Raw genomic sequence first — 20225 nt, 5'->3', positions numbered from 1 at the left:
ATGTGATACCCACAGTTCATACATGAGCTTGACGCTACCATCGGATTTGATTAGTTTTTTACTTCTTCAAAATCATCTTCGCTTTTATCCATGCCGGACAAATCCCCGATTTTCTCGGAAATCTTGGTAATTTCACCGCTTGTTAAAATCTTAGTAAACAAATCTTCTTTGGTCGTCGCATTAAACCGCTTCAAAACGCGGGGATCATTAAATTCTTCATTCGTAATCCCTTCGGCCAAACAGCTTACGGCCAATTCCATGTAGTCCACTTCCGGGGCACGGCCCTTTTTCCGTTTTGTCGCCATGTCCTGCAGCTCTTTAATCCGGCGGAACTTGATTTCCTGCAAGTGTAAAATAAACGGCACCCCTAACAACTTAGAGAGCCGTTTTACTTCATAATCTTCCGTTTGTTTTGCTGTAATCTTATCCGCATCAGCGGCTAAAAGCGCATCTACTAAATTCATGTGCTACCTCCTAATCGTTTGCCGTATCAATGACGTCAAAATCAGTAAACGTAAAATCATAATCATCGGTGGTCAGCTTCTTCGCTTCCCAGTCCATTAGGGTTAATTTATCAAATGTTGCATCCCGGATAACGACACGTTCGGAGCCGATAGCGTCCGGATCATCCAGTTTAGCTACGATAGTGCAAACTGTCTGGTGCCCGTTTTTGATATTATCACCCATCTTGTTAATAAAAAACGAGCTGACATGGTTCATTTTGACATTGCCAGAGCCTTCTGCCCCGGTTGTCTTGTACTGCTTGAACCGCTTTTTGACCTGGTTAACTTCTTCTTTGATTAATTTTATTTCCGCTTTAAAAGCAGTGACTTCAGCTATTTTTTTACCGTCAATCCAGACTTCGCCTTCGGTCCCGCTCATAACTTGCTGCGCATTAAATTCATCCATGGTATCACCTCCTAAATATCAACATCAAGGCTGATATCTTCCATTGCATCAAGAATAACAACGCTTGCTTTAAGGAATACTTTCTTTTTCGTATCAAGCTCTTTGATTTCCTGATCCGACATATCAGCTAATTCTTCTTCCGTGTTTTTCCCGTTGGAAATACGCCAATTCTTGATAGCGTCAACGTCTAAATCAATCGTGCTCTTCCCTTTTTGCAGCAGTCGGCCTTTTTCCAGTTCCAGAAAATACCCTTTGATTGCCGACATCAGCAGACATTTGTTATCATAGTCGTTCGTATACTTGCCGATATAGCTATCTTCCGCCGTTTTCCGGATATCCACATACATCATATCCATTACGTCCACGGTCTTGATTGTCTGGTATGCTTCCAGTTTGTCCTGCCCAGTCGTCACAAGACTATTCATAGCACGGCTCATTTTGAATTTTTCTTTGTCATACCATACGAAAAATTCACCGTTATTTACTTTTTCATCGCGTTCGTCCGGGTCGTACTGATCACAATCAACGACTTCACTCAGCGGCGCGTATGTCGCTGAAATGGTCATCGGCGTACCACAAATCAGACCGGCAATACGCGGCGTATATTCTGCGCCGGTATACTTTTTGGTGCTCGTTGTAATAAAGGTATTGGTGAAGTTGATAATCCCTTCATTATCGCCTTTATATGCCGGCAACACGACTTTAATTCTATTTTTCATGTTGTCACGCTGGTTCTTTATCCAGGTGCCGACGGTTTCTTTTTGTGCTTCTGCGATTGTCGGGATTGCCAGGTAATCCCAATTTTCATTGGCAATGGCTTTCAGCGAGGCTGTGAATTTGTCGGCTTCCGTGCTTTCCGATTTGGCCATTAAATATACTTTTACCCGCCGCGGGGATTTCTGATAGCCAATAAAAGACTTGGTAATATAGTCTTTATTTTCATCACTCAACGATGATGGAATGCCGTCAATCGTATATAAGGTGAACGGGTTTTTAAGGGCGGCTACGGTTTCCGTCCCTTCTGTGTGGTCTTTCAGTAACGTTTCAATCGTCGAAGAATCTTCTTCCAGCAGCAGCATTTCAATGCCATGTTGGCTCCGTTCCACTGCTTCAATGCCTTTTTCTCTGAATGCAATATCTACATTAGGCATGCCCAGTTTTGGCATAGTATCCACGCTCCTTTATAGCTATAATTCTTTAATTTTCGTTTCCATTGCGACTTCATCCAGCGTATCGGTTGTAGTTTCTTCGCTGCTACGGTCGATAGCTTCCAGATACGTAATATTGATACTGACCCGTAAAATATCGTTGTCCTCTCCTGCCGTGTCATCGCTGACCGCATCCACATGCAAAAACCTGTCATTTACATGTATTCCCCGCCCTACAGCGGTAAAGATCTTTTCGAAGACGTCCATGTAATGGCTTTGTTTCCGGTTGCTGTCCTTTGGATAATATGTGACGTAGATAGTCACTTCTTTTTCCGTAAATTCTTTTGTTTGTGGCCGGCTTGTTGAGATGATCCCGATAAAAAAGCATGGCTTTTTAAAATTTTCCTTTACTTCATCGGCATAAAAAAAGCACCCCGGGAATGTTTTTTCCAACAAATCCTTGGTGCTTTTCACAATATCCGTACGTGTAATTATCTGGCTCAAAACTTATCACTCAACTTCTCATATAAATCAGTGTGCATTTTTTGCACTATGTCCGGTTTCTTTGCGGCGACAGTCTTATCTTTAAAATGTGTGCCAGGCTGATGCCCAAAAACGCGCCCGCTGGGTGCTACTTTCGCGTGCCCGCGCTCTACCAAATGATAATGTGGCGCCGTATTCCAAATCACGCCCTTAAATGTATCGCCAGAATGGCCCTCCATGTCATGTTTCCAGCTTTTATTTAATTTATGCTTATGCTCTTTGCCACTATCCGGTGTTGCGTTTTTCAGTTCTTTTTGCATGGTCTTAGTGGCTTTTTCCAGAGCTTCTTCACATTCATAAGGGAACCTCTCATTAGCTACGTCTATCCGATTAATAAACTCATCAATCGTCATCATCCGCACCTCGTTTCCTTTGATTTACCATGAGTTCCAACTTTTCATGCCGCATATATGGGTCAATGGCGGTTATGACGTTATACAGGTTATCGCCATACTGAACGACCGTATTTTCATCTATGCCCTTGCGATACCGGATGGTTATTTTCAGCATATATGTCGAAGCGTCTTTATTGGCTTCATACTGCTCATAGAAAGACTTGCCCCGTGCCGGCTCGATTCTGGCATATACCGGATGTCCTACCAGATCTACAAACTGCTGCTCATAAAAGCCGTTGTCGTTCTTTACATCTTTATAGCCCAGCAGATGCACCCGCTTATCAAGCGTACCTATTTTCTGCATGGTATCACTCCCAGTATTGCAGTTGTGTAATCATGCTGCGGATTGTAAAGCTATAGTCGTCCTGTTTGGCTTCATTGCGATTTTCGTAGAGCTCGGCAATGATTGCCAGTTTTGCCATATCCGCCGACGCTTTGAAATTCTCATCGTTTTCGTAATGGCTGCTATAATCAGTAACGGCAGACGCTAAATACGCATCTGCCGTTTTTTCAAGCTGATTGATTAAATTGTCGTCGTCATCATGATCAACTCTGAGATATGTCTTGATATCGTCGATTGTCATTCAAACCACCTACGCATTGGCAATCTGCAACAATACAACCGCGTCTTTATCCAGCATCTTTACATCGTACCGTTCGATTGCCCGGATATAGGTAACATAGCGCGTAAACCCGGCTTCTGTCGATACGGCTACTTCTACGCCTTTTCGGTCGTAAAAAGCGACTGCATCGCTCATGCTGCCAACAAAAAACGGGATTTGCCCCTCTACTGTAAGCAGGCTGTCCGGCAAAGATACAATCTGATGCCCGCGCAAAAGTAACTGCTGCGGATTAGCTAAATCCGGCGTCAGCAGCGGTCTTTTTTGTGCGTCATCTAATTCTGCCAGATAGTCAATCCCCGTCTGATTGGTAAAGATTTTAGCACTCAAGCCAATCGTCGGGTCAAGGGTCTTAAAGATGGCTTTCACAATGCCCTTATAGTCGGTGATTGTCGTAGCAGACAATGCTTTCAGCAGGCTCAAAATGCTTGCATTTTCCGTGTTTACCGCTTTACGCGTGAAGCGACGGCCAATAATCGACATGATATTTACGTCATTGTCGGCCAAAAGCTGATTAGAAACCGGGATAATATCACCATAAGTTTTGACATTATATGTTTTCTGTTCAAAGTCAAAATCAGACTGCTTGATTTCGTTCAATTCGTCAAACTCCGTCAATACGCCTGTTTCAGTACCCATGGCCGGCATTCTCCCGCTTAAAGACGTGACAGGGGTAATATTGCAGTATGGTTTCAACGATACCATCTGGCGGCGGTATTCATATACTGTGTTCATCTGTTCTTCCGGCACTACGTAACCGCCTTTTTCCGGAGATGCTTCTACAAGTCCCGGCGTACCCGCGGTGTTATATGCTGCGGTTTCTTCTTCCGTCAGCGGACGCCCTAACACGAGCTTGTTAAAAATCCGGTTCTTCAAATTTGCGGTTACAGCCGTGTTCTTGTTTTCCGGTTCCAGTGGATTGTTTGTCACGTCCAATCCCTGGACTTTTTCAATTGCTTTCGCCGCATTGTACTGGTTAATTGCTTCTTCCAATTCTTTGGCTTTAGCTGCAGCATCGTCATACTGTTCTGCTGCCTGCAAATTTTCTACTTCGGTCTTGAGGTCATTAATCGTTCGTCTTAATTCTTCGCTCTTTTTCATTCTGCTAAAACTCCTTTCGCTTTTGCGACCGCAATCGTGATTTTATTGTTCAAATCCTTTTGCAATCTCTGTCGTTTTGCTTTCTGCTCCGCATCATCAGCGGCGTTCTGCTTTTTCCAGGCGGCTATGATTGCATCAGGGATATTCTTCATGTTTTCCGATTTCCCCGCTTTTGCGACCGTCTGTGTGCTATCCAATACGGTAACATTGAAATACTGTTTTGCCTGTTCTCCCGTCAGCCATGTTTCATCATTTACCATGTCATGAATCGTTTCCGGCGTTACGTCATCATTCGCAGCGTCGTTATAAACTGTTTCCATGCCCTCTTGGATAGTATTCAAAAAGGTAATGGCTTTTTCCAGGTCATCGGCGTTACCTACAATACCTGTTGCCGGCTTATGAATCATAAGGTAGGCATTTTTAGGGATTTGTCTATCATCGGCGGCGAAAAATATCTGTGTCGCAATCGAACAACACCATCCATCAACTACCGCCGTGGTATGGCCATCATGGCGTTTGATCATATTGGCAATGGCTACGCCCGCTGGTACGCTGCCGCCACTTGAATTGATGTATATGGTCAAATCCTTGCCTTTTACCTCGTCAAGCTGCTTTTTGATATCTGACGGCCATTGATAGGCGTCTCCCTCGTCCCACCATGCCATAATGGCGCCTTCGTCATCGTCGATGATATCCCCGGAAATATAAATTTCCGCTTTATCGGCGCTGTTTTCTACTCTAATCAACTATTTTCACCTCCTTTATTTCCTCTATAGGCGATGCCAATATCTTGTAGCGCTACATATGAGCCGTTGACGATATGGACATCGCCGCCTTTTGTCGGCGGAATATCTAATTGCCGGCGCGCATCGTTCGGCGAATAGATGGACGTGCTAACGAGTTTTTGCAAGACGTCGGCTTGCTGTGTAGGATCACCTCTCAAAATCACTTTGACGTTAAATTTAAACTCTAGCCCGCTTTTCTGTTCTTTCCGCGTCAGCAGTTTCCGGTTTAATTCCTGCTCATACAGCGTGATATTGTATAGCAGCGTATCAACATAAAAGCTGAGGTTTTGCGCGCTGCTGTTGGCATAGCTGGATTTACTGTAATCATTCAGATTGTTCGGCTTTATCCCGAAGGCTGCGGCGATCTGCAGGGCATTGTACTTCTTCAATTCGTAGAATTGGCTGTCTGTCAGTTTCAGATCTAACGTTTGAATGTCAAACCCAATCGGCAGCGTAATAATCCGCCGGCCGTTTTCCCTGGCTTGTTCTTCAATTCGTGATAGTAACAGGCTTTGCTTTTCTTTACTCAAGTCCCCTACGTATTTCACGACCGCATTGGCCGTTAATCCTTTTTGATACAAGTCATTTAAAAACTTCTGGCTGGCCTTACTGCCCGCCATATTCGTTGCCAGTATCTCCCTGACGCTTTTGCCGCTTAATCCACTATCGCCGGTTATCCAGCTCTTTACATGGATGATTTCATCCGGCAAAAACCAATAGCTGTTGCCGTTGCGTTCATCCATATAGCGGTAATAAAACGATCGCCTGGTAAATTCTTCGGTGTTGTTTACCCATATTTCAATACGCCGCGGGTCCAGGGGATAGATACCAATGAATTTACCGCCGTTCATAGCAATGTAGGCGTATGCATTGCCATAATGGTTGCGGCAATATTCCAAATACGTGAAAAACTGTATCGGCGTCATGTACTGATTGGGCTGCACATTGAACAGCTGCATAACATCATGGTCCATAATCCTGTTTTTATTCTCGTCCATGAGATATAAAGGCATTTTCCCGATGCTTTCAGCCAGCGTTTTCAGACATGTAAAATAGGTGATTTCGCTTATATCCGGCCCGCCAGTGTTCGCCTGGTTATTAAAAAACAGCTCGTTGATAGTCGATAAGCTGATGACATCGGCACTATCAGAGCTGTTTCTGATCTTTTTCTTGATTTTGTCTAATAACTTCACGCGTTCTCACCTTCTTTCTTGTCGGTTATGCCCAGCCACATGTCCAGGGCCGCTTCTCCATCACCTTTATTGTCGTCTTTCAGCAGGAACCATATTTTCCATGCATCAATGATAGCGTCGATGGGGTCAATCCGTTCGGTCTGTGTCATTTTATCGACTTTGATTTCCCCGAATGAATTCGGGGCGGAAATAATGGCATTGACGACGCTCCATGTAAGCAAATCATTGTGTTTGTCATAGCGTACCTGCCTGGCTTCTACGGATAACTGGAAGTCTTTCGTTGTATCGTTCAATGACCGCGCCGACTGCTTGACTTCTGTCAAATCACAGTTCAGTACATCCTCTAAATCGCCTAAAAAGGCACTCGCATTGTGCGCATCATAGCCACAACCGACGATATTCAGATGATAATCATCTATGAGCTGCTTCAGGTCCGCAATGATTGCTTTATAGTCCGTTTTGATACCGTACATTCCCGATGTCAGCGTAATCAATCCATGCTTTGCCCATTCTCCATAAGGTGCTTCATCTGTTTTTTGATGTTCTGCCAGACGTAACTCCGGCATATATGACTTGCTCCATATGTAAACGTTATCGTCTGGGATTGCAAACAGCAGCGCAATAGATGTTAAGTCGCCGCCGCTTGATAAGTCGATGCCTAAATAGCAGTCATGACCGGCCATATCGGCTATCGTCAAATCACTTTCACACATCTTCCAGGCTTTAAGGTCAATCAATGAGCCGCCGGTATACGTTACCCATGTATTGAGCGATTTCGTCTGAAAGTTCACCAGGTCAGCGCCGCCTTTTTCTTTGGCGTCAATGGCTTTTTCGGCCATCCTGGCCATCATTGATTTGTCCAGCGTCGTGTCATCCTGCCACAGTATCAGCGGATTGGCCTTAGCCCAATTCTTAGGCTGCCATATATCATCGTCTTCATCCATTTCAGCGATATAAATAAACAGGGTTTCTTTCTTGATGACGCCTTCCAGCACCTTCTTACAAAATTGGTATTGCTGATAACAAGGGCCATTCAAGTTAAATCCTGCCGTCGTTATGGCGATGGTGAGAGCTGAGTCTACTTTGATTTGACCATCCAGCATGAGTTTATACATCTGATCGGACGCATGTGCATGATATTCATCGATAACCGCAAGGATGGACCGGAAGCCGTCGGCGGAAGTTGTGTCACGGCCAATCGCCTTTATTTCATTCCCCGTTACCAGGGAGAGGATGCTTGACACATAGTCCTTGACCTTATACAGCTGCTTCAAATCATTGTCGGAATAGATAAATTTCTTTACCTCTTTCCACACGATTTTAGCCTGGTCCATTTTTGTAGCCGTACAGAACACATTGCCGTTATGATACCCGGAAAACGTGGCAAAGTCGTTGCAGAGCTCCCCGGCTATGAAAGATTTGCCATTTTGCCGCCCCATTTGTACGTAGGCTTCACGATATCGCCGCTCTTTACTTCGTTTTTTACGCCAGCCAAAGATAGATCCGATAATGAAGTTTTGAAAACCTCTTGTAACAAGCGGCCGTTTTTCAGTCCCTTCGCCGATGGTTAGCGTATTCGCTATTTTGATATGCTTTTCGGCTTCTTTGACGTCGAAAATATACGGGAACCCTTTCCGGTGCATATCGTCAATATGACGCTTGCACGCCAGCTTTTCTGTCCGGCCAGCCAGCCGTTTACCACTCAATACCAGCCGCGCGTATTCGGTCGTATGGTCTTTCATGCTTACGCGTCAAGCAGCTTGATAAATTTGTTGGCTGGCTTTTCCTCTTTTTCCGGAATGATTAATTTCAATCGGTCCGTCGTAGCCAGTCCCAGCTTACTGCTGCACCGCATAATCATTGCAGCGGCTTTGTCGGCAATATTGACGTATGGAGACGGGAAAATATTTCCTTTGGCTGTTTCGTAGGTTAATCCTTCCCGCTGAATGGCTTCAGATGCCCGGATATATTTAGCCCAGTTGTCAGCATAAATAGCTAAAATTGATAAATCGAGGTTATCCAAAAAATCTGCCCCGGCCGCTTCCCTGGCCACCCGGCAAAATTCTTCTTTGGCGATATCCGGCAAAAAATCAGGTGGCTTCAACTGGTCCCGTGCCACTTTCAGCCGTTTTTCCGCCTGCTGCTTATCGATTTTCTCTTTTTTCGTCATGTGTTTCGTACACATGGACAGTCTTTTTCGTGGCGTTGCCATCTCTGATCACCTCCATCGGGGATTTTTTGCGAAAGATGATAGGACGCGCGGGGACCTGAGGAGTAATAAAAACTTTTTCAAACACCCCCACCGGTGTGCTGCCCGGCAATCCGCTTCAACATATTTTTAATCGCGCTACTATCAGCCTCTGAGCGGTTGTACGCTTCATGTATCTTAGCGTGTGTCTTTCTGCTTACAGCTATCAAATTGGTAATGTCATAGGCTTTGCCTGGCTCATCTTCCAGCGGTTCTATATGATGTACAGTATCTGCTTTAACAATGTGATTATTAGCATATAGTTCGTACTCATCCAACCCATTCGCCATGGCCATGATGATACGTCTCAGCCTGCGCCATGTCGTCCCGTGGTAGATCCGGGCCGCCCCCTTGTTTCTATGTTCGGTATCATATTCTTTGTGCCGCTTGGAAGCCTGCGGGCAAGGCTGTCCTTGTGGATGTATCTGCCCACATATGCTGCATATTCTTGTCAACATGATTTCACCGCCCTTAACTGGTTTAGGCTTCCGGGGAAGCGGTCCCCTTTGCCTATACCCCTACCCCCTGTTCAATTTTTGACATAAAAACAGGGCGTCACCTATTCGATGCGCCCTTATTCACACTTCTTTACTATATAGTATACCACGACTCTATGTATTATTTTGTACTGAGTTTATTCTATTTGCTATTTATTTTGTAGAATTGCTTATTATATTTAATAAAAAAATGATTAAGGGCCACGCTTTTTAGATATCCGCGGGCATAGCCGAAGCTATACCCCGTTTCTTTTGCTACTTCTTCCCAGGTCAGACCATCTATGTACTTGCTGTACAATATAACTCTGTCTATCCTGCTTTCCATGGAATCTATCTGTTTGATGACATCCATCTGAAATTTACGATACGCCTTTACTTTTTCCTCCTGTTTGCCTAATTCATCCTTGTACTGCTCCAAACTACGGGCGTCCCAGTAATTGCTATTGCCCCCTCTGATAGCGCCATCGATGTTAGCTGTAACATTATCAGTCGGGCCGCTAAATATTTCTCTCCTCATTCTATTAATTAACTTTTCACGCTGTTTTATTTCGGCTTCAATCAGCCGGTACTGGCCTAAATACTCATCAGCTGTCATGTTCCTACCTCCTGTATAGCTTACTTGTCCGCATCATGGCGGCGGTCTGCATCTATCCTTTTTCACCCCCTAGCAATGGCAAAATTCCTTTATAGGCGCTTTCTATCTTTTGGGCTGCGTCTGTCATTAATTCGATACTCGCTTCTATCTGAGTCTGCAAATTTAGACGGGATGCAGACCCTAGCTTCAACTGATCTGAAATATTTGTTGCAACTTGAATGATTTTGATATACCTATCTGCATTCCATTCAACCAAATCTATTCCTGTGGCCTTACGTATTTTTTCTAGTGACGTTCGCAATGCCGCTAGTTCTTTTTGTGCTTGCTCTTCTTGAAATCTTACTGTATTGTAGGCTTCCCTATAGGCTTGCTGTTTCGTGTAATCATCGGATCTTCCCAGTCCGCGTACAAACGCTATCATGAATCCCTTATCCACAACCGCATCATGCCATTTCGCCGGTTGTTTTATGCGCAGGCGTCCCGACTTCTCATGATATTCCATGATGCCCCAATTAGGCGGTATTAGTTCCCCGTCCGTTAATCCTTTCGGGACAACTAAATACCACTCATTTACGTACTTATACAATTCATCGCACTTGTCCGCATCTTCCAGTTCGCGCCGTAAATCTCCTTTGCTGATTTTTACTTCCATGCCAATCGTTTCAAACGACCGTGACGGATACTGATTAATTGCAACAGCATCCGCATGCCGCTTTAACTCAGCGCCGGTACTGTTCCCAACTTCAAACCCTAACAACCAATTAGGTTCCTGGTATCGGTCGCGAATTGCTTTATCTATCATGGCTGTACTTACCTTCATAGTCTACCTTCTTCCTATTTCCAAACTCTCGCGTTCCATAATTCGGCCGCTTCTTCCCGTGACTTGCTCCACCCGCCTTTGGCCCGGCAATTAGTACAGAAGACGTAATATACCTGGCTTCCGCCGCTCCACAGCATGACAGGCTTGCGCGTACCACAAAAAGGGCAACGTTTCAAGACCTTACTTCTCGATTCTGTCATTTACACCATCTCTTTCTCGTCGGGTGCAAAAATATATACTTCTACTCTTGGATTCTTCCGATCTAGATAAAACTCATCCCGGAAGCTGATAATTTCATCCCACCCATCATTCTTAATAATGCCCACTTCCTGCAAACTATCTAAAATAAATTTTTTGGCAAATGATATATTGTCTTTGTCACGGCGGCGGTTCGGCTCAATCCACCTAAACACAATTTTTACTTTGTCAATACGACAGTCTCTCACTTTAATCATGCCCAGTTTACATAGCATATGTGCGTCACGGCTCATTCTGCTACCTTTTCGTGCGTTTGCACGATTTGCCCGAACATATTCGTTCAATCCGGGCAATGTCCCCGGTATGACGATTTTTAGCATTTCTTACATCGCTCTCCTTTTTTCTCATGACAATACTAATCATCCACCCTCGCATTTCATCGAGTTTTGTTGTAGCCTTGCTGTACCAATATTCCGGATATAGTTTTTCCCACTCGGTATGAACGTCAACTAAGGCCGCCATTTGATTTAGTTTTTTCCCGGACCAACGATAATCCGATTTTTTAACAACCGGTTCCTTTAGTCCTTGCGATGCCCGCCAACGTCTTTTATTCGGTATGCCTTTGGTGAGATAATTCGCCAGGTCGGTGAATCCTGTTTCTGAAGGCTGTAATCTGTTCACATTCACATATCCCAGCGACGGACGTACCTTTTCCCCTTTTCTTCTGGGTGCCGTCCATAATTCTTCTATGGTATCTCGGCAAAGTGCCCCGTCCATGATGACATGATGATGCAGCCTATATATTTTCCCGCCATCTTTTTCTTTCCATTCCGTGACAGCGATGTACTTCATTTTAGGCAAGCCCTCTTTTTTGCGCCTGTTGTTTATCCGTCGGATATAGTTCGTTAAAATCTTCTCAGCCTCTTCCGGACTGTCTGGCAAAAACTCCGGGGCATATGTCAGATGTACCACATAATCCCCCCTATCAAAGTTGGCTGCTATTTTTCTTCTCAATTTCTTTTTAGCGTTCTTTTCATTTGCCTGGATCATCTTCAAGGATGATTTTTGTTTCTTCTCTTTTCGTCCTTTTTTCGTGACATCGTATACCCGGTATATCTCCACTTCAAGAAAACTTCCACAATATATTTTTTTCTCTCTGATAAAAGACTTCGGTATCATGATGTCACCCTCTTATTTGGATATTATTCTCTATGGTTGAAAAGATAAAACCCATTACAAGCCCGCAAACCCGTCAAAGACGGTATAAAAAAATAGAGATAATCCTTATATGCATATGCAATGGTAAATCCAAAATAGCATTACATATGTATATAAGGAATTATTCTTAGAACAACGATACTTCTTCTACTGTTGTCGCCACTTGTTGAGCAGCCATTTGTACTTTTTTCTTCTTTTTCGCTTTTTTTGCTTTTAAAACTCCTGCCGCATCATAGTGCGATGATGTATGTTCTACTTCTTTAGGAATCGCATCACGCCGCATCATGACCGCTTTATGTTCGTTTACCGCATACTCATTGACCTGGCGTTCTTTGTTAGCTTTTCTCCTTCTGTCTTGCAGTTCAATGAGCTTTTTTTGAACCAGTGATAGTTTGTAACTGCAAGAATAATCAATAGAAATAAAATACTGGCAATCTTTGCAATGATTCCAACAAATACTTTGTTTTTCTTTATGACAATATACAAAGCTGTTCGCGTTTTTCCCGCAAAGCGGGCATTTCATCGTTTTCATTTTTGCGGTTCTATGACTTCAACGGTTCGCTGATTAAAACGTTCAATAGCTCCATCTAAATCCGTTTCACATTTGTTAAACATAATATCCGCGCCGCATTTGTCATTTAAACAACGAATAGCAACAATAGGCAATGCTCCTTTCCCTTTCACGGCTTCTACCTTGCTTCCACAAAATGGGCACGCTTTCAAACTTTCTTGCTTTCCAAAAATCCTGTGAAATAATTTCATGGTTTTACTCCTCCTCTACACCTAAAAAATCAAATAATGTCGGTTCATTCTTCTTTGCCTCTTCTGTTTTTAAATAGCCCAGTCCATCCCGAAAATAGTCTGGATTTAATTCTATTCCTATCCCTTTCCGGTCTTTTTTTAAGGCTACTAGAGGGACCGTCATCAATCCTCCAAACGGATCTAAAACAATTTCACCGGGGTTGCTGTAGCGATCAACAAGCCGTTCCACAATATCAAGCTGCAACGGGCAAAGATGCATCTGCTTTCTTTTTAATCGCTGCTGCGTGTTCAATGTTCTCATACGGTTAATATCATCCCACACGCTCTCATTCCAGCTCCCAGGGGCTACCACCATAAATGAGGCTGGCAATTTGCCGTCCTTATCCAATTCGTTTGCCAACTTTACATGTTCTTCATAGTTGTATATATGGCTACGGCTGAATTGCCTGTACACTTTCTGCAAATTCTTTACCGGAATCGCTTCCAGCTCATCTTTCGAGATAAGCCGGTTCCCGCTGCTTCGCCAGTATCCGTGTGCGTCTATCTGCCATTGCCCACGGGTGTAATCCTTTTTGTCTTTTTTTACAGGTACATCGGCATATGCATTTGACGTATCTGTCGGAAGCTTCCGGAATAGCAAGACATATTCTTCACAGCCGACTCCCATCTTCGTGCCATCTTTGCTGTTTTCCGTCCAGCCTAACCTATATGTTTGATTGTTTTCCCGTACTACGTCAGTAACTACGGTAATCATTCCGAAAAACTGGAAACCATGTTTCATATAGTGCAGGATGGTCAACGCGTGAAATGGTTCAACAGTGGGCATGCCCGTCCCTGTCGTATTTCCGAACAATATACGGTCTTTGACATGGCAGCAGAATACGCGCCCCGGCTTCAACACCCGCAAAAGATTTGGCGTCATGAAATCCATCTGCTTAAAGAACCGTTCCGTGTTTTCGTTATGTCCCAGGTCGTTGTAACATTCGCAATATTCATAATGATTGCCGAACGGAATAGATGTGATGATTTCATCTACGCTGTTATCCGGCATGGTGGCTAGTTCTTCAATACAATCATTATGTATGGCCCGGTAGTTCTTCCCTTTTACTTCAATCCGTCGTACTCCAATGCTTCTTTTCATCTCCTGTACCGCATCCGTTTGCGCCAATCCGTACTGCTTAATGATCTTTTCCATGTTCTCTGTCAGTTTGTCGTACTGCTGCCATTTTTCCTTTAGGACCTTGAGTATTTCCTGCTCTTGCTCCATATAGATAATGTCTATGACAACCGGCTTATCTTGCAAAAAACGATAGCAACGGTGTATGGCCTGTATAAAATCATTGAATTCATAATCAATACCTAAAAATATTTCACGATGACAATGCCTTTGGAAATTACAGCCGCTTCCGGATAATTCCTTTTTCGTTGCCAAAATCCGGTATCTGCCTTCACTAAAATCAATGGTGTTTTTTTCCCGTTTATCCAGGTCTTGCGAACCGAAAATTTCCCGGCACTCTGGGATTGTCTTTTTTATTGCATGCCGCTCCGATTCCAAATCATGCCAAATAATAAAATGATCACCTGGACTCTCATCAATAATCTCTTTCGCTTTGGCTACCCGGATATCGATACTTTCCCGCTTAACCCTGGCTGCTTGTGATAATCCAACGGCAAAATCAGGAATCATCTTGCCCTGGCCGTCTTTTTCATACGTCATCGTGACATTTGAGGCTTCAAGCATGTGATACCGTACATCTAATGGTGGCAAATCATACCCCTCATCGCTATATCCCAAATCGGAAGGCTTCTGCAAAAACAGGGCCCAGGTGGATAGCCACAACCAAAATTCTTTTTCTTTGTGAGGATATAACGTAAGATTGTTGGCCTTCGTGCTGTCGCGCTGGAAAAACCGTGTCAGCGCTTGCGCCGTGTCCATGATTTCGAGGAAGCCGGCGTAATGAATCAATTCTTTGTACCGGTTTGGTGAAGGCGTTGCCGTAGCCACTAATTTATATTTCACGCCCTGGAATTTATTTAAAAACGTCTGATATGTCTTGGAGCCGTAGCTCCGTAATACGCTGGCTTCATCGAGGCTGACAGCGCTAAAGTACGTTGGATCTATATTTCCATCCCGCACTCTCTCATAGTTCGTAATCATAATATGCTTCTGACAACTACGTATTTCATCCATATCCCGTACATAGGTTGGCGCATCCATATGCAGCAGGTGTACCGCATCATGGGAAAATTCCTGTTTAACCCCCAAAGGGCAAATGATAAGCGCCGGCTTTTTGATGTACTCTGTAATAATCCGGCACCATTCCAGCTGCTGTACCGACTTGCCCAGTCCGAAGGCTTCGAAAAGGGCCCGCCGGCCACCGGCTACGGCCCATTGTACCGCGTCCCGCTGGTGGGGTTTTAGCGCGGGGTTGATTTCCGCGCTTGAGATGGTAAATCCCGATTTCGGTGCCTGGACAACTTTAGATTCTAGAAATTTTCTATATTCTGCATCCATTTTTTTCATCTCGTTTCAATAAATGTAATCTTACCTTCCATGGCGCCTAAGTTTGATTTTTCCTTAAATTCATATTTTTTAGGCTGATATCCTTCTTCCATTGGTTCCGTTAAATACCAAATATTTCCGCTGCCCGGCTCCCACTGTACCGTGTATGGCTCTAATTTTTGGCCGGCTTCCAGTTCGATTGTCATATTGCCGCCGAAGTGCTTCGTAATCGTTCCAACAAATGACCCGCCTATTACAACGACAGCAAAATAAGCTGCCATAATCACGATAAATAGTTTTACAATATATTTCATTTATGGTGCCTCCTTACAATCATCGCCTTTAACGCGGCCAGCCCCCTGCTGTTATTCCGCCCTGTACGCTTTTTGAAAAGATCTCGAGTTGCATCCCTGATTAATTCATGTTCATTTAATATGATGATTTTCTTTTGTGATCCATCATATCTCCCGTATATAGGTTGACTTTTCTTCATATCTTTTCCCTTTCTTCCCGCATCTAAATACTTGAAATAATCTCTGCAATAGCTAGCAAAATTAAAACAACTGCGATGCTAATTAAAACCCCGGTTTTCGTATAACGGGCATCTTCTTCAAGCTCTACAATTTCTGCTATCAAAGTCTGATTGCAATCGGAGATGCTCTTTTCTTTTTCCATTTCATTTACCATTTTCAATCCCTCCTTTTATTTTTATGGAGTACCTTGTTTTTAGGCTGATGTTTGCATTTTGGCCTGTCGCCATGGCACGATATGCCACGCGGCTTACATTCCCGGTCATCAGCACAGACAGGGGCCAAGTTCCCGGACGGAGTAACAACGTAATGTATCCGCCCGGTCAATTTCTTGCGACAGTAATAGCAGCGTTTCATTTTCTCTTGGTGCGTTCCAGACGCTTCCTAACTTTTTCTATGTTTTTCGCCTGGTAATCCATAACATCGCTATCTGTCTTCCAGTCTCGTTTCGGCTTTTGGGGACGCGGGTCCGGCTCTATGTGAGATACCCGGACCGGCCCCGGTTTATACCAATTCTTCATCGATTCACGCTCCCATTAAAACCATAACTTGTTAATCAAATCATAGTGCCACCACATCCCATTCTGGTACTGAACACAATAGTATCCGTCGGCTTTGAAAATCCTCTTTGGATTTCCATTACCCCATGTGCCGCTTGTCACCTGCTTATATACCGTATCAACCAGCATATTATCAACTCCGCCTGGCAACATATGCCAGCCAACGAGTTGCATGAGCATGCGTTTCAATGCGTCTTTACTGATTTTCTTCATAGCGCTCTCTCCTCACCGGATGATGATTCTTTGCCCTGGTTGCAGATTGTCATTGTCTCCAATATCATTATTGATTTGGAGCTCGTAAATAGTTTCCCTAATATCCTGCCCGCGGACATCTGCAATACCACGGGCAATATCCCATAATGTTTCGCCGTCGGCGACAATGTGAACATCCGCATCATCGGCGGCCACTGTTGCCACCTGTCCCCCGCCGTTCCCTATCCCAGTTCCGGCATAAACTCCAATGCCAAATGCCAGCAAAATGGTTATCCCCAGTCGGACCGCTTTTGCTTTTTTCGCCGGCATCAGCGCAGTTGGATGATGGTCATGTAATTTCTGATCATATATTTTCAGTGTTTTCATGATTTACCCTTTCTGCAATTCAAACGTTTCTTTAGCTCTTGCCTTGATACCTTCAACATCTAGCCTAAAATACTTGCCAATATATTCCGCTTCTGCAAGAGCAACTTTGGCAGCATTGGCCATTATACGGCTTTTTTGCTCTTATCATTTTTCAATGCCGCATCTGTACGTAGACATCTCAATGCGTCTGTATACAGGTTATTTTCCAAAAAGGCTTTTTCTTTCTTATTCATTGGCTTTCGTCTTCTCTCCCTTCTTCTCTACTTCCCTACCCTTCCGGTACGCTTCCAATGCTTTGACGTTTTCCGGGTTTTGATAAAATTCCAAGATATCCATGTAAAAATCATCTAACATGATCATCACCTTTTTCCGCATTATTCAGTTCATCTGCTAGCACTTGAGCTTCCTCTTCTGTTTCAAATCCGCCCCACACTACCCGGTTCCCGACATGATCCGGTTCGTCAGGATTAATTAAGCGGTATACCCCGTAATTTTTTTTACACCCCCACCAATAAATCGTGTCCACGCTCCATCCCACTTTCCATGGATTTTCCATGTTTCTTCCTCCTACTGCTTATAATTCTTTTCTCCTCTCGTGATATAATGAATCTCGAAAGGAGGTGATGTTATGCCAACGTTTTATACTGCTGAAATTTGTATGAATGGTCATATTACAACGGGCAACATAGAACATAACCCCGAACGTAGGGAAACGTATTGTCATATCTGTGGTGCTCCTACGATAACCGAATGTCCCAGTTGTCATGCGTCTATTCGTGGCGATTACGATTTAGCCGACGGTGATGATATATTTTCTTTACGTGTTCCTTTGCGACTAACTCAGCCGCCCGCCTATTGTATTAAATGTGGTCATCCTTTCCCTTGGACAAATTCGGCGCTTTCAGCTGCTAAAGAATTAATTCAAATGTCAAACTTATCCATATCAGATATTGATTTCTTTAACAAAAACATCGATAAGATCTTATATGAATCTCCTAGCTCAACTGTAGCTATTGTCAAAATCAAGAAAATTCTTGAAAAAGTTGGAAAGCTTTCTATTGACATCATCAAACAAACGTTAATTTCCGTTGCATCAGAAACGGCTAAGCGCATCCTTTGGCCATAATAACTCTCAGCCTCATCCCTGGACATTGCTTCTGCTGACAGTTAAATTTTCGTTTTAATACCCAACAGTTACATTCTTCTGTCATCTTTTGTCCGCATTGCGTGCAGAAATTTTCGGTTTTTACCTCTGCCCCACAATGCGGACAACTTTTATATTTCATGCTTTCAACTCCTTTCCGGTTTCTTTCTAATCAATATTATTGCCAACCGATACTTAATCAGGAGTAATACTGGCAATAAAAAATAATATGAATCCAAAAACAATCATCCCGATTAAACCTGCTAATGGTGTTATCCAATCTCCACCAATTATGGTCTTATATCCGGCATCTATGAGCAGTGCAAAAAGGCAACCCCATAATATGTATAAAAGGCAACTATTTTCTTTCTGAAATCCTTGTATGTATAACAGTCGGTATATTTTTTCAAATCTTTTCTTCTCTTCCTGGCTAAGCGTTCCCTTACAGTACTCTTGATATTGCCTCAGAAGTTCTTTTTGAGCCTCGTTCATGCGAGGCTCTTTTTCTTTTCCCTGGTCCATGCTATACACTTCCTTATAATTCCAGCGATGACCCCAATTCTCCCGTCATGCTATATTGTCCTAACGTTCAGATGTGCCAGCATCTTGATAAGTATGGACGATGTCCTCTTTTCATTGAAGCGCCTAGCCATCCTTAAATATCCTTAAACAGGTTCCTAAAGAATTCTTTGATTCCATCGTTAGAGTTCTTTAGGAATTTTTTATAAGGCATTCCACCCGGTTCGATACATCCATATACCGCCGGTCTGACGTCTACGCCTGTTCCATTTGTAATCTTGCTCATTACTTCATCATATCGTGGTAAATTTACCAGGCTCATATCATCCCACTTCTCCGCTTCTTTCATACACGGATATTTACAAAATCGACATCCTGCGAATATTTCATGATCCGGACTAAATATGGCGCTCTGTAAAAGCCTTGCTATGCAATGAGCTTCCTGTTCTGTCAATTCCACCATTACCTTCACCTCCTGATTAATCCAACATGTATATCGATACGCCGAGTGCCATACAGGCAATTAATAAGGCCACGACCGAAAAAACAAGTCCCATTAAATTTTCTTTATTCATTGTTCCCGCCTTTCTTATTTATTCCAGCCGCTAATTTTTTCTAGCCACTCTGTAACTTCTTCCCTGGTCAAACAGATAAAGTAGCCAATGGTTAATGAACTTTCTGCAAAAGGGCTGTTGCTGGGTTTGCGATACTTCATATTGACAACCAGCTCAAATACTCCTTGCGTACTACAGCTAACTTTGGCTCCATAGCCGTTGCTGAATTTGAATTCGTAGTTCTCTGAGTGGTCTTTGTCATTAATCCATGCTCTATATGGCATGAAATCCCCGAATTTAAGGCTATCCTTATTCATCGTTCCTACCTCCCGCATCATTCAGCTCATCGGCGAAGGCTTGAGCTTCCGCTTTGGTTTTATATATTCCGCCCCGCCATTCCCGGTTCCCGGCGTGGTCCGTTTCGCCGGGATGACGGAAGCGGTATACCTGGTAATGTTTTTCTCCACAAGCGTAATTTGTGGCTACTCTCCATGGGTTTTCCATATTGGCTCCCTCCTCTTTTAGGCAATGCCCGTCCAGCCTTTTTTGGCTGCATATTCGTCAAGATCCTTTCGAGCTTCGGCCAATGTCGTTCTCACCATCAGTTGTTTCATCCGGTGCCAGCCGCCTGTTTTTTCCCGATAGTAGCAAAGTGTATATGGGTCACCGCTGAACATTGGTATAGCCTTATAATGCCGGCCACAGTTGTCTACGTATTCGTTGTAGTGCTTCATGCTTCTCACCTCTTTTTGCTATACGTGTTATCCTCTCGTATCTCCCGTCATGCTATAATTGTTATGAAGG

The 20225-nt window shown here is 43.7% G+C and carries 33 protein-coding genes; 1 reads left to right on the top strand and 32 read right to left on the bottom strand.

What is annotated here, in order from left to right; genetic code table 11:
• Positions 1-50: 50 nt before the first annotated feature.
• The 27 genes from ACGTIC_RS05180 to ACGTIC_RS05050 all read right to left on the bottom strand — a co-directional run bounded on the left by ACGTIC_RS05180 (position 51) and on the right by ACGTIC_RS05050 (position 17760).
• Complete coding sequence (locus tag ACGTIC_RS05180) at positions 51-464, bottom strand: hypothetical protein (protein ID WP_113855039.1); 414 nt, start codon at positions 462-464, stop codon at positions 51-53.
• A 10-nt stretch (positions 465-474) separates the two neighbouring features.
• Positions 475-909, bottom strand: coding sequence for a phage tail tube protein (locus tag ACGTIC_RS05175; protein ID WP_113855040.1), 435 nt, complete (start codon positions 907-909; stop codon positions 475-477).
• A gap of 11 nt (positions 910-920) precedes the next feature.
• Positions 921-2075 (bottom strand): phage tail sheath subtilisin-like domain-containing protein, encoded by a 1155-nt coding sequence (locus tag ACGTIC_RS05170; protein ID WP_257536592.1) that lies wholly within the window; start codon positions 2073-2075, stop codon positions 921-923.
• Between the two features lie 21 nt (positions 2076-2096).
• Positions 2097-2561, bottom strand: coding sequence for a DUF6838 family protein (locus ACGTIC_RS05165; RefSeq protein WP_113855041.1), 465 nt, complete (start codon positions 2559-2561; stop codon positions 2097-2099).
• A complete protein-coding gene (locus tag ACGTIC_RS05160; protein WP_113855042.1) occupies positions 2558-2956 on the bottom strand; it encodes an HK97-gp10 family putative phage morphogenesis protein in 399 nt (132 codons plus the stop codon). Before ACGTIC_RS05160 ends, ACGTIC_RS05165 begins: the two co-directional genes overlap by 4 nt.
• Positions 2943-3299 carry a phage head closure protein gene (locus ACGTIC_RS05155; protein ID WP_113855043.1) on the bottom strand — a complete coding sequence of 119 codons (357 nt, stop codon included), beginning with the start codon at positions 3297-3299 and terminating at the stop codon, positions 2943-2945. Before ACGTIC_RS05155 ends, ACGTIC_RS05160 begins: the two co-directional genes overlap by 14 nt.
• 4 nt (positions 3300-3303) lie before the next feature.
• The gene (locus ACGTIC_RS05150; protein ID WP_027895854.1) at positions 3304-3579 is read right to left on the bottom strand and encodes a head-tail connector protein; all 276 of its coding nucleotides are present in this window, start codon (positions 3577-3579) and stop codon (positions 3304-3306) included.
• Between the two features lie 9 nt (positions 3580-3588).
• Positions 3589-4716 carry a phage major capsid protein gene (locus ACGTIC_RS05145; protein ID WP_113855044.1) on the bottom strand — a complete coding sequence of 376 codons (1128 nt, stop codon included), beginning with the start codon at positions 4714-4716 and terminating at the stop codon, positions 3589-3591.
• On the bottom strand, positions 4713-5462 hold the full coding sequence (locus ACGTIC_RS05140; RefSeq protein WP_113855045.1) for a head maturation protease, ClpP-related: 750 nt from the start codon (positions 5460-5462) through the stop codon (positions 4713-4715). Before ACGTIC_RS05140 ends, ACGTIC_RS05145 begins: the two co-directional genes overlap by 4 nt.
• Complete coding sequence (locus ACGTIC_RS05135) at positions 5459-6694, bottom strand: phage portal protein (protein ID WP_257536593.1); 1236 nt, start codon at positions 6692-6694, stop codon at positions 5459-5461. Before ACGTIC_RS05135 ends, ACGTIC_RS05140 begins: the two co-directional genes overlap by 4 nt.
• On the bottom strand, positions 6691-8436 hold the full coding sequence (locus tag ACGTIC_RS05130; RefSeq protein ID WP_113855046.1) for a terminase large subunit: 1746 nt from the start codon (positions 8434-8436) through the stop codon (positions 6691-6693). The genes ACGTIC_RS05135 and ACGTIC_RS05130 overlap by 4 nt, the downstream gene beginning before the upstream one ends.
• A gap of 2 nt (positions 8437-8438) precedes the next feature.
• Positions 8439-8906 (bottom strand): phage terminase small subunit P27 family, encoded by a 468-nt coding sequence (locus ACGTIC_RS05125; protein WP_113855047.1) that lies wholly within the window; start codon positions 8904-8906, stop codon positions 8439-8441.
• 77 nt (positions 8907-8983) lie between these two features.
• The gene (locus ACGTIC_RS05120; protein ID WP_113855048.1) at positions 8984-9400 is read right to left on the bottom strand and encodes an HNH endonuclease signature motif containing protein; all 417 of its coding nucleotides are present in this window, start codon (positions 9398-9400) and stop codon (positions 8984-8986) included.
• A gap of 181 nt (positions 9401-9581) precedes the next feature.
• On the bottom strand, positions 9582-10034 hold the full coding sequence (locus tag ACGTIC_RS05115; protein ID WP_113855049.1) for a hypothetical protein: 453 nt from the start codon (positions 10032-10034) through the stop codon (positions 9582-9584).
• Between the two features lie 52 nt (positions 10035-10086).
• Positions 10087-10854, bottom strand: coding sequence for a hypothetical protein (locus tag ACGTIC_RS05110; RefSeq protein WP_113855050.1), 768 nt, complete (start codon positions 10852-10854; stop codon positions 10087-10089).
• 14 nt (positions 10855-10868) lie between these two features.
• A complete protein-coding gene (locus ACGTIC_RS05105; protein ID WP_113855051.1) occupies positions 10869-11054 on the bottom strand; it encodes a Lar family restriction alleviation protein in 186 nt (61 codons plus the stop codon).
• Positions 11055-11345 (bottom strand): RusA family crossover junction endodeoxyribonuclease, encoded by a 291-nt coding sequence (locus ACGTIC_RS05100; RefSeq protein ID WP_257536594.1) that lies wholly within the window; start codon positions 11343-11345, stop codon positions 11055-11057.
• A 4-nt stretch (positions 11346-11349) separates the two neighbouring features.
• Positions 11350-12231: a hypothetical protein gene (locus ACGTIC_RS05095; RefSeq protein ID WP_113855053.1), complete on the bottom strand. Its 882-nt coding sequence runs from the start codon at positions 12229-12231 to the stop codon at positions 11350-11352.
• A gap of 166 nt (positions 12232-12397) precedes the next feature.
• Entirely contained in the window at positions 12398-12802 is a 405-nt protein-coding gene (locus tag ACGTIC_RS05090; RefSeq protein WP_113855054.1) for a hypothetical protein, read from the bottom strand.
• A complete protein-coding gene (locus ACGTIC_RS05085) occupies positions 12799-13032 on the bottom strand; it encodes a Lar family restriction alleviation protein (RefSeq protein WP_113855055.1) in 234 nt (77 codons plus the stop codon). The genes ACGTIC_RS05090 and ACGTIC_RS05085 overlap by 4 nt, the downstream gene beginning before the upstream one ends.
• A 4-nt stretch (positions 13033-13036) precedes the next feature.
• Positions 13037-15556 carry a DNA methyltransferase gene (locus ACGTIC_RS05080; protein ID WP_257536595.1) on the bottom strand — a complete coding sequence of 840 codons (2520 nt, stop codon included), beginning with the start codon at positions 15554-15556 and terminating at the stop codon, positions 13037-13039.
• Positions 15553-15849: a hypothetical protein gene (locus ACGTIC_RS05075; protein ID WP_113855056.1), complete on the bottom strand. Its 297-nt coding sequence runs from the start codon at positions 15847-15849 to the stop codon at positions 15553-15555. The genes ACGTIC_RS05080 and ACGTIC_RS05075 overlap by 4 nt, the downstream gene beginning before the upstream one ends.
• 202 nt (positions 15850-16051) lie before the next feature.
• Positions 16052-16222: a hypothetical protein gene (locus tag ACGTIC_RS05070; RefSeq protein WP_162816185.1), complete on the bottom strand. Its 171-nt coding sequence runs from the start codon at positions 16220-16222 to the stop codon at positions 16052-16054.
• A gap of 379 nt (positions 16223-16601) precedes the next feature.
• Positions 16602-16838: a hypothetical protein gene (locus ACGTIC_RS05065; protein WP_113855058.1), complete on the bottom strand. Its 237-nt coding sequence runs from the start codon at positions 16836-16838 to the stop codon at positions 16602-16604.
• 12 nt (positions 16839-16850) lie between these two features.
• Positions 16851-17204, bottom strand: a complete 354-nt coding sequence (locus ACGTIC_RS05060) for a LysM domain-containing protein (RefSeq protein ID WP_257536596.1) — start codon at positions 17202-17204, stop codon at positions 16851-16853.
• Between the two features lie 225 nt (positions 17205-17429).
• Positions 17430-17558: a hypothetical protein gene (locus ACGTIC_RS05055; protein WP_257536597.1), complete on the bottom strand. Its 129-nt coding sequence runs from the start codon at positions 17556-17558 to the stop codon at positions 17430-17432.
• Entirely contained in the window at positions 17548-17760 is a 213-nt protein-coding gene (locus tag ACGTIC_RS05050) for a hypothetical protein (protein WP_113855059.1), read from the bottom strand. The genes ACGTIC_RS05055 and ACGTIC_RS05050 overlap by 11 nt, the downstream gene beginning before the upstream one ends.
• A 72-nt stretch (positions 17761-17832) precedes the next feature.
• On the opposite strand from ACGTIC_RS05050, the gene ACGTIC_RS05045 reads away from it, so the two are divergent.
• Positions 17833-18330: a DUF2321 domain-containing protein gene (locus ACGTIC_RS05045; RefSeq protein WP_113855060.1), complete on the top strand. Its 498-nt coding sequence runs from the start codon at positions 17833-17835 to the stop codon at positions 18328-18330.
• A gap of 213 nt (positions 18331-18543) precedes the next feature.
• On the opposite strand, the gene ACGTIC_RS05040 is transcribed toward ACGTIC_RS05045, so the two are convergent.
• The 5 genes from ACGTIC_RS05040 to ACGTIC_RS05020 all read right to left on the bottom strand — a co-directional run bounded on the left by ACGTIC_RS05040 (position 18544) and on the right by ACGTIC_RS05020 (position 20155).
• Positions 18544-18870 (bottom strand): hypothetical protein, encoded by a 327-nt coding sequence (locus ACGTIC_RS05040; RefSeq protein ID WP_113855062.1) that lies wholly within the window; start codon positions 18868-18870, stop codon positions 18544-18546.
• A gap of 133 nt (positions 18871-19003) precedes the next feature.
• Positions 19004-19330, bottom strand: coding sequence for a hypothetical protein (locus ACGTIC_RS05035; RefSeq protein WP_113855063.1), 327 nt, complete (start codon positions 19328-19330; stop codon positions 19004-19006).
• Between the two features lie 126 nt (positions 19331-19456).
• Positions 19457-19738 (bottom strand): hypothetical protein, encoded by a 282-nt coding sequence (locus ACGTIC_RS05030; protein WP_113855064.1) that lies wholly within the window; start codon positions 19736-19738, stop codon positions 19457-19459.
• Positions 19731-19925 (bottom strand): hypothetical protein, encoded by a 195-nt coding sequence (locus tag ACGTIC_RS05025; protein WP_113855065.1) that lies wholly within the window; start codon positions 19923-19925, stop codon positions 19731-19733. The genes ACGTIC_RS05030 and ACGTIC_RS05025 overlap by 8 nt, the downstream gene beginning before the upstream one ends.
• A gap of 17 nt (positions 19926-19942) precedes the next feature.
• Positions 19943-20155, bottom strand: coding sequence for a hypothetical protein (locus ACGTIC_RS05020; protein ID WP_106669695.1), 213 nt, complete (start codon positions 20153-20155; stop codon positions 19943-19945).
• Between the last annotated feature and the right edge of the window lie 70 nt (positions 20156-20225).

Source organism: Megasphaera hexanoica (genome assembly GCF_043520715.1).
Classification (GTDB): Bacteria; Bacillota; Negativicutes; order Veillonellales; family Megasphaeraceae; genus Megasphaera; species Megasphaera hexanoica.
This window is presented reverse-complemented; position numbering and strand designations above follow the sequence as displayed.

Excerpts from the sequence above, each read along its gene's own strand:
- ACGTIC_RS05180 (WP_113855039.1), bottom strand. The coding sequence starts at position 464 with ATGAATTTAGTAGATGCGCTTTTAGCCGCTGATGCGGATAAGATTACA.
- ACGTIC_RS05175 (WP_113855040.1), bottom strand. The coding sequence starts at position 909 with ATGGATGAATTTAATGCGCAGCAAGTTATGAGCGGGACCGAAGGCGAA.
- ACGTIC_RS05170 (WP_257536592.1), bottom strand. The coding sequence starts at position 2,075 with ATGCCAAAACTGGGCATGCCTAATGTAGATATTGCATTCAGAGAAAAA.
- ACGTIC_RS05160 (WP_113855042.1), bottom strand. The coding sequence starts at position 2,956 with ATGATGACGATTGATGAGTTTATTAATCGGATAGACGTAGCTAATGAG.
- ACGTIC_RS05155 (WP_113855043.1), bottom strand. The coding sequence starts at position 3,299 with ATGCAGAAAATAGGTACGCTTGATAAGCGGGTGCATCTGCTGGGCTAT.
- ACGTIC_RS05150 (WP_027895854.1), bottom strand. The coding sequence starts at position 3,579 with ATGACAATCGACGATATCAAGACATATCTCAGAGTTGATCATGATGAC.
- ACGTIC_RS05145 (WP_113855044.1), bottom strand. The coding sequence starts at position 4,716 with ATGAAAAAGAGCGAAGAATTAAGACGAACGATTAATGACCTCAAGACC.
- ACGTIC_RS05130 (WP_113855046.1), bottom strand. The coding sequence starts at position 8,436 with ATGAAAGACCATACGACCGAATACGCGCGGCTGGTATTGAGTGGTAAA.
- ACGTIC_RS05125 (WP_113855047.1), bottom strand. The coding sequence starts at position 8,906 with ATGGCAACGCCACGAAAAAGACTGTCCATGTGTACGAAACACATGACG.
- ACGTIC_RS05120 (WP_113855048.1), bottom strand. The coding sequence starts at position 9,400 with ATGTTGACAAGAATATGCAGCATATGTGGGCAGATACATCCACAAGGA.
- ACGTIC_RS05115 (WP_113855049.1), bottom strand. The coding sequence starts at position 10,034 with ATGACAGCTGATGAGTATTTAGGCCAGTACCGGCTGATTGAAGCCGAA.
- ACGTIC_RS05110 (WP_113855050.1), bottom strand. The coding sequence starts at position 10,854 with ATGAAGGTAAGTACAGCCATGATAGATAAAGCAATTCGCGACCGATAC.
- ACGTIC_RS05105 (WP_113855051.1), bottom strand. The coding sequence starts at position 11,054 with ATGACAGAATCGAGAAGTAAGGTCTTGAAACGTTGCCCTTTTTGTGGT.
- ACGTIC_RS05100 (WP_257536594.1), bottom strand. The coding sequence starts at position 11,345 with ATGAGCCGTGACGCACATATGCTATGTAAACTGGGCATGATTAAAGTG.
- ACGTIC_RS05095 (WP_113855053.1), bottom strand. The coding sequence starts at position 12,231 with ATGATACCGAAGTCTTTTATCAGAGAGAAAAAAATATATTGTGGAAGT.
- ACGTIC_RS05090 (WP_113855054.1), bottom strand. The coding sequence starts at position 12,802 with ATGAAAACGATGAAATGCCCGCTTTGCGGGAAAAACGCGAACAGCTTT.
- ACGTIC_RS05085 (WP_113855055.1), bottom strand. The coding sequence starts at position 13,032 with ATGAAATTATTTCACAGGATTTTTGGAAAGCAAGAAAGTTTGAAAGCG.
- ACGTIC_RS05080 (WP_257536595.1), bottom strand. The coding sequence starts at position 15,556 with ATGAAAAAAATGGATGCAGAATATAGAAAATTTCTAGAATCTAAAGTT.
- ACGTIC_RS05075 (WP_113855056.1), bottom strand. The coding sequence starts at position 15,849 with ATGAAATATATTGTAAAACTATTTATCGTGATTATGGCAGCTTATTTT.
- ACGTIC_RS05070 (WP_162816185.1), bottom strand. The coding sequence starts at position 16,222 with ATGGTAAATGAAATGGAAAAAGAAAAGAGCATCTCCGATTGCAATCAG.
- ACGTIC_RS05065 (WP_113855058.1), bottom strand. The coding sequence starts at position 16,838 with ATGAAGAAAATCAGTAAAGACGCATTGAAACGCATGCTCATGCAACTC.
- ACGTIC_RS05060 (WP_257536596.1), bottom strand. The coding sequence starts at position 17,204 with ATGAAAACACTGAAAATATATGATCAGAAATTACATGACCATCATCCA.
- ACGTIC_RS05055 (WP_257536597.1), bottom strand. The coding sequence starts at position 17,558 with ATGTTAGATGATTTTTACATGGATATCTTGGAATTTTATCAAAACCCG.
- ACGTIC_RS05050 (WP_113855059.1), bottom strand. The coding sequence starts at position 17,760 with ATGGAAAATCCATGGAAAGTGGGATGGAGCGTGGACACGATTTATTGG.
- ACGTIC_RS05045 (WP_113855060.1), top strand. The coding sequence starts at position 17,833 with ATGCCAACGTTTTATACTGCTGAAATTTGTATGAATGGTCATATTACA.
- ACGTIC_RS05040 (WP_113855062.1), bottom strand. The coding sequence starts at position 18,870 with ATGGACCAGGGAAAAGAAAAAGAGCCTCGCATGAACGAGGCTCAAAAA.
- ACGTIC_RS05035 (WP_113855063.1), bottom strand. The coding sequence starts at position 19,330 with ATGGTGGAATTGACAGAACAGGAAGCTCATTGCATAGCAAGGCTTTTA.
- ACGTIC_RS05030 (WP_113855064.1), bottom strand. The coding sequence starts at position 19,738 with ATGAATAAGGATAGCCTTAAATTCGGGGATTTCATGCCATATAGAGCA.
- ACGTIC_RS05025 (WP_113855065.1), bottom strand. The coding sequence starts at position 19,925 with ATGGAAAACCCATGGAGAGTAGCCACAAATTACGCTTGTGGAGAAAAA.
- ACGTIC_RS05020 (WP_106669695.1), bottom strand. The coding sequence starts at position 20,155 with ATGAAGCACTACAACGAATACGTAGACAACTGTGGCCGGCATTATAAG.